Source organism: Neobacillus sp. NPDC058068 (assembly GCF_042885335.1).
GTDB lineage: Bacteria > Bacillota > Bacilli > Bacillales > Cytobacillaceae > Neobacillus.
Genome location: NZ_JBHVSI010000040.1, coordinates 21213 through 27928, shown reverse-complemented (window position 1 = coordinate 27928; position 6716 = coordinate 21213). Strand labels below are relative to the sequence as shown.

Annotated in this window: 6 protein-coding genes; all 6 read left to right on the top strand. The window is 41.9% G+C overall.

Annotation, left to right across the window (positions count from 1 at the left end):
- Positions 1-145 precede the first annotated feature (145 nt).
- From ACFVSW_RS27335 to ACFVSW_RS27310, 6 genes are read left to right on the top strand one after another with little or no spacing between them, the layout of a single operon-like run.
- The gene (locus ACFVSW_RS27335; protein WP_387319779.1) at positions 146-1171 is read left to right on the top strand and encodes an asparaginase; all 1026 of its coding nucleotides are present in this window, start codon (positions 146-148) and stop codon (positions 1169-1171) included.
- A 26-nt stretch (positions 1172-1197) separates the two neighbouring features.
- On the top strand, positions 1198-2820 hold the full coding sequence (locus ACFVSW_RS27330) for a glutathione ABC transporter substrate-binding protein (protein WP_387319778.1): 1623 nt from the start codon (positions 1198-1200) through the stop codon (positions 2818-2820).
- Between the two features lie 60 nt (positions 2821-2880).
- Positions 2881-3801, top strand: coding sequence for a glutathione ABC transporter permease GsiC (gsiC, locus tag ACFVSW_RS27325; RefSeq protein ID WP_387319777.1), 921 nt, complete (start codon positions 2881-2883; stop codon positions 3799-3801).
- Positions 3802-3836: 35 nt separating this feature from the next.
- On the top strand, positions 3837-4733 hold the full coding sequence (locus ACFVSW_RS27320; RefSeq protein WP_387319784.1) for an ABC transporter permease subunit: 897 nt from the start codon (positions 3837-3839) through the stop codon (positions 4731-4733).
- Positions 4734-4754: 21 nt separating this feature from the next.
- Positions 4755-5744 (top strand): ABC transporter ATP-binding protein, encoded by a 990-nt coding sequence (locus ACFVSW_RS27315; RefSeq protein ID WP_387319776.1) that lies wholly within the window; start codon positions 4755-4757, stop codon positions 5742-5744.
- Positions 5745-5748: 4 nt separating this feature from the next.
- The gene (locus ACFVSW_RS27310) at positions 5749-6711 is read left to right on the top strand and encodes an ABC transporter ATP-binding protein (RefSeq protein ID WP_387319775.1); all 963 of its coding nucleotides are present in this window, start codon (positions 5749-5751) and stop codon (positions 6709-6711) included.
- The last annotated feature ends 5 nt before the right edge of the window (positions 6712-6716 follow it).

The window sequence follows — 6716 nt, the reverse complement described above, 5'->3', positions numbered from 1 at the left end:
CGCTAAAGCGCCTGCGGGGTCTCACCTGTCCCGCTGCTCCCGCAGGAGTCTCGCGCCTTCCACTCCAATCAACATTGTGCTCAAAATCAACAATGCGCTTTAACACAGCCAAATTATTAAATTAATAGAAATGAGGGGTGATAGAATGGACGCTACTAAATTAGTAAATGTGACTAGGGGAAATCTAGTAGAAAGTTCCCATATGGGGCACGTAGCCGTCGTAGACTCAAAGGGTCAATTACTATACTTTGCAGGAAATCCTAACGCGATAGTTTTTGCCCGTTCTTCCATGAAACCAATTCAGGCGATTCCAGTAGTGGAAACAGGAGCTGCCGACCATTATGAATTCAGTGATGCTGATCTTTCCTTATGCTGTGCTTCGCATAATGGCGAGAATATGCACACCAATCGTGTTCTATCCATCCTTGCAAGGTCGGGAATGGAGGATACCTGTTTAAAATGCGGCACCCATATTCCTCGTTGGCAAGATACATATAAGGAGCTAATTTTGGCAGGGAAGGAGGTAACTCCTTTATATAACAACTGTTCCGGGAAGCATACAGGGATGCTGGCAACAGCAAAACACATGAATGAACCGATTGAAAATTATTATGATTTGGACCATCCCGTTCAACAACGAATTCTTGCAGCAGTTAGTGAAATGACGGATTACCCAAAAGAGGAGATTGAAATTGGGATCGATGGATGCGGCGTGCCAGTTCACGGGGTGCCACTTGAACGACTGGCTTATGGCTATGCAAAAATGGCCAAGCCTGACGAACTTTCCGAGCAACGTCGTAGCGCAATCAAGCGAATTACTAAAGCAATGGTAAATGCGCCGGAAATGGTTGGCGGCACCGATCGTTTTTGTACAGATTTTATGAGAGTCGGCCAAGGGAGATTTATTGGTAAAGCAGGTGCGGAAGGCGTTTACTGTATTGGAGATCTTGAAACTGGGATGGGTATTGCAATCAAAATTGAAGATGGAAATGGTCGAGGTGTTTACCCGGCAGCAGTGGAAGTGTTAAAACAGCTGAATTTTTTAACGGATCAACAAATTGAAGAACTTATGGGTCACTATCGTCCAAAATTACTGAATGCTCGTAATGAAGTGATTGGGGAATTGGTAGCTGATTTCAAGCTTCACAGTGCAGGAGCACTTCAAGAATAATTTTTACTATCAAAGGAGGAAGTACATTGAAAAACCGTTATTTGCATACGTTACTTGCCGTATTTGTGATGTGCAGCTTGTTCTTAATTGGGTGCAGCAATTCAAACAAGACTTCAAGTGATTCGAAAGATGGCAAGAAAAATATTAAACCGGCGGAAACACAGGAGTTGGCTAAAAAAGAAGGAAAAGACGTTACAATTGCTGTTGCGGATAATTTTATTAGCATGGATCCACATGACACAAATGATACGCTTTCTTATTCAGCGCAAAAAACCATGCTTGAAGGATTGGTTGGTTTTGACAAGGATATGAAGGTTGTCCCAGTTCTTGCCGAAAGCTATACGGCTAATGATGCCGCGACAGAATTTACTTTTAAACTTCGTCAAGGTATTACTTTCCATGATGGAACACCATTTAATGCCGAAGCAGTAAAAGTAAATATTGACCGCTTAGCAAATCCGGACCTTAACCTAAAGCGTCACAGCTTATTTGCCCTTGTGAAAGAGACACAAGTTGTCGATGAGAACACTGTTAAAGTAGTTTTAAGCGAACCATTTGGTGCGATGATTAATACATTTGCCCATCCTGCGGGAATGATGATTAGTCCGAAAGCGTTAGAAACCTATGGTAAGGATGTCTCCCAGCACCCAGTCGGAACAGGACCATTTAAATTTGCAGATTGGGATCAAAGCGATCACTTAAAAGTTGTGAAGAATGATCAATACTGGAAAAAAGACTATCCGAAGGTTGATTCGATTACATTCAAACCAACACCTGAAAATGGGGCGCGTGTAGCGATGCTTCAAACAGGAGAGGCTGATTTTATCTATCCAGTGCCAACGGAGCAAGCAGAAAGCCTTAACGGTAAAAACGGTATTGTGGTTGAAAACAAACAATCAATTGTTGTCCGTTATTTATCGATGAATACAATAAAGAAACCATACAGTGATGTCCGTGTTCGTCAGGCCATTAACTATGCCATCAATAAGGATGCGTTTGTAAAAGTTGTTATGAACGGTTTTGCGACACCTTTAGACTCAGTCATTGCTCCAAACGTTCAGTTTCATTCGAAGCAAGATCAGTACAAATTCAATCTTGAAAAGGCAAAAGAATTGCTGAAGGATGCCGGACTTGAAAAAGGCTTTACTGCAAAATTATGGGGCAGCAACAGCTCGCAAACGATTAAAGGAATGGAATTTATTCAGCAGCAGCTTGCTCAAATTGGCGTAAAGGTTGAAATCGTCCCAATGGAATCTGGAACAATGGCGGACAAAATTTGGTCTGTTCAAGATCCTAATGCAGCCGAGATTGAATTGTATTATGGCGGCTGGTCACCATCCACAGGTGATGCGGACTGGGGGATTCGTCCGCTTGTAGGCGGAAAAGATGCATTCCCGCCGAAATCCTATAACACGGCTTATTATAACAATGATGAAGTAAACGAGGCGATTAAAGATGCTCTTGCAACTGCAGATCTCGAAAAGCGAAAAGCAGCATATGAAAAGGCTCAAACTGCGATTTGGAAGGATGCTCCGTGGGCGTTCTTATCCGTTGATGACACGATGGCAGGAAAGAAAAACTACCTGGAAGGCATTAACTTGCTTCCAGATGGTGCATTAAGTGTAGAAAATATCGAGATCAAACAATAAGTAAGGATGAGCGCTATAGTCATATAGCGCTCATCTATTATCTGCAAAGGAGGAATCCAATTGTTAAAATATTTTTTTAAAAGATTAATTGGAATCATACCTATTTTATTCTTTGTTTCCATTTTTATTTTTCTGTTTGTCCATATGATTCCAGGGGATCCTGCTAGATTAGTAGCGGGACAGGATGCCAGCTTAGCAGATGTCCAAGCAGTTCAGAGAGAGCTCGGCTTAGATAAGCCATTGTATACTCAATATGCAGATTTCGTAAAAAATATTGTTCAAGGGGACTTTGGTTTATCGTTAAAGACAAAACGTCCTGTTTTTGATGAAATTGCCGCGCGTTTTATGCCAACTTTCTGGTTAACCTTTTGGAGTATGGTTTGGGCGGTTTTATTTGGCCTTGTGGTGGGCGTATTTTCTGCAACGAAAAGAAATAAATGGCAGGATTATCTCGGAATGTTCGGGGCTGTATCAGGAATTTCCCTTCCATCCTTTTGGCTCGGCCTTATGTTAATTCAATTATTTGCCGTGAATTTGGGCTGGCTGCCAACTGGCGGGATGGATTCATGGAAGAGTTATATCTTACCTTCCATCACACTTGGGGCTGGAGTTGCAGCCGTAATCGCACGGTTTTCCCGGTCTTCATTAATGGAAGTCATGAAAGAAGACTATATTCGTACAGGACGTGCGAAAGGATTAAAAGAAAATAAAGTTGTTTGGGGCCATGCGTTAAAAAATTCCATGATTCCCGTTGTCACCATGGCAGGGCTACAGTTTGGATTTCTACTTGGCGGATCAATCGTCATTGAAACGGTGTTTAGCTGGCCAGGCTTAGGAAGATTGCTGATCGATTCTGTTTCCTTCCGCGATTACCCAGTTATCCAGGCAGAAATGCTCTTGTTTGCTTTAGAATTCATTTTAATAAATTTATTTGTCGATCTATTATACGGGGTTTTAAATCCGCAAATCCGTTACGAATAATGGATGAGAAAAAGGAGGAAAGATTAATGGCGGAAATGAAAGTAGGAGAAGTGATTCGACAACCGCTTCCTCAAGCAGGTAACGTTAAAAAGAGTACACCAAAACAAGAGTTTTGGCGGAAGTTTAAAAAGCAAAAAATGGCGTTAGCCGCCGGTTTTTTTGTTGTAATCCTGTTTTTATTGGGGATTATTGGTCCCTTTATCGCTCCGTATGGTGCGGCTGAATTTGATTATGACCACATTCTTGAGGGACCGTCAGTAGCACACTGGGCTGGTACAGATGCGTATGGGCGGGATATCTTTAGCCGCATTCTCATCGGAACAAGACTATCACTTTTTGTTAGTTTATTATCTGTTTTTTTAGGGTCGGTTGGCGGAACAATCCTAGGGCTTATCAGCGGGTACTATGGTAAATGGATTGATAATTTAATTATGCGACTCTGCGATATTCTCTTTGCTTTTCCTGGAATTTTATTGGCGATCGGAATCATTGCCATTCTTGGACCAGGTTTAGGGAACGTCGTTATTGCTATTTCCATTTTCAGTGTCCCTATTTTTGCAAGGATTGTAAGAAGCAGTACATTACAGGTGAAAGCAACTGTTTATGTGGAAGCAACGAGATCAATTGGTGCAAAACCGCGAAGAATCATTTGGAAGCATATTTTCCCTGGAACTCTCTCAAGTATTATCGTAAATTTTACGATGCGTCTTGGTACGGCCATCTTAACAGCCGCGTCGTTAAGTTTTCTTGGACTTGGAGCACAGCCGCCATCACCTGAGTGGGGAGCAATGCTGAGCGGTGGAAGGGATTATTTAAATAATGCTCCGCATGTGACATTTTTTCCGGGACTTGCAATCTTTCTAACCGTGCTGGCGTTTAACCTGTTTGGCGACGGGCTAAGGGATGCGTTAGATCCAAAAATTAAAGATTAACCATCAGAAAGGAGTACGGTGATGGCTGAAAAAATACTTGAAATAAAGAATCTGCAAACACACTTTACGAGCGACAGCGGAGTGGTGAAAGCCGTTGATGGTGTAACGATAACGGTCAATAAAGGGGAAACGGTTGGAGTCGTTGGCGAATCGGGGTGTGGTAAAAGTGTTACCTCATTATCGGTAATGCGCCTGTTAAAGGATACTCCCGGAAAGATAGTAGGCGGAACGATTGAATTTGAAGGAAAGAACCTGGAAGCCATTTCTGAAAAAGAAATGCGGATGATCAGAGGAAATGAAATTGCGATGATTTTCCAAGAACCAATGACGTCGTTAAACCCTGTCTATAAAATAGGCAGGCAAATAGAAGAAGCGGTCCAGCTTCATTTGAAATATGACAAAAAACAAGCAAGAGAACACGCCATCAATATGCTAAAGCTGGTCGGGATTCCAAGAGCAGAGGAAATCGTTGATGAATTTCCCTATCAGTTATCCGGAGGAATGCGGCAGCGGGTCATGATTGCAATGGCAATGGCTTGTAAACCTAAGCTTTTGATCGCTGACGAGCCGACTACTGCGTTAGATGTGACCATTCAAGCGCAAATTTTAGATTTAATGAGGAAATTAAATAAAGAAGGCGATACGGCAATTATGCTGATTACTCATGATTTAGGGGTAGTTGCTGAAATGTGTGATCGGGTTGTCGTGATGTATGCAGGCAAAGTGGTAGAAGAAGCGGATGTGTTTACCATCTTTGAAAACCCAAAACATCCGTATACAGAAGGGTTACTATATTCGGTTCCAAAGCTTGGTCAAAAGGTCGATAGATTGGATTCTATTCCAGGGAATGTTCCTACACCGAGCAATATGCCTGAAGGATGCAAATTTGCACCCCGCTGCCCAAAGGTCATGGATATATGCAGACAGCAGGATCCAGATTTACTGTTAATAGATAAAGAACATACATGCAGATGCTGGCTCTATCAGAATAGCGAAGTATTGGAGGTATAAGCCTATGGAAGCTCCATTAGTTGAAGTGAAAAACTTGAAAAAATACTTCCCGAAGAACAAAGGGTTATTTGGTGGGAAGAAGTCATTTGTCAAGGCAGTAGATGATGTCTCCTTTACGATTAAAAAAGGTGAAACGCTTGGCCTTGTTGGTGAAAGCGGCTGTGGAAAGTCGACTACCGGAAGAATGCTGATGAGATTGCTTGATCCGACAGAAGGCCAAATTTTATTTGAAGGAAATGAAATCAGTAATTTAAACGATAATCAAATCCGGGATATGAGAAAAGAGTTTCAAATGGTGTTTCAGGACCCATATGCGTCATTAAATCCAAGGATGAAGGTAAGCGACATTATTGCCGAACCTCTAATCGTTCATGGCTATCCAAAAGAAAAGAGAGATGAACGTGTCCAACATTTATTAGAGGTAGTTGGATTAAACGCCTATCATGCGGACCGATTTCCCCATGAATTTAGTGGCGGCCAAAGGCAGAGAATTGGGATTGCGCGCGCTCTTGCCGTTAATCCAAAACTAATTGTTGCAGATGAACCAGTTTCAGCGTTAGATGTATCCATTCAATCGCAAATTTTAAACCTTTTAAAGGATCTTCAAGAAGAATTTAATTTAACCTATTTATTTATTGCACACGATTTAAGCGTGGTTGAACATATAAGTGACCGTGTTGGTGTCATGTACCTTGGAAAGATTGTCGAATTGGCCGATAAGGATAACTTATATAAAGAGCCTTTACACCCCTATACAAAAGCATTGCTTTCTGCGGTTCCGGTACCAAATCCCCGCTTGAAAAGGGAGCGGATTATTTTAACAGGGGATATTCCAAGTCCGTCCAATCCACCGAGTGGCTGCACTTTTCATACGAGATGTCCATTTGCAATGGATGAGTGTAAAAAAGTGGTTCCGCAGTTTAAAGAAATTTCTAATAGGCATTTTGTATCGTGCCATTTATACTAGTATAA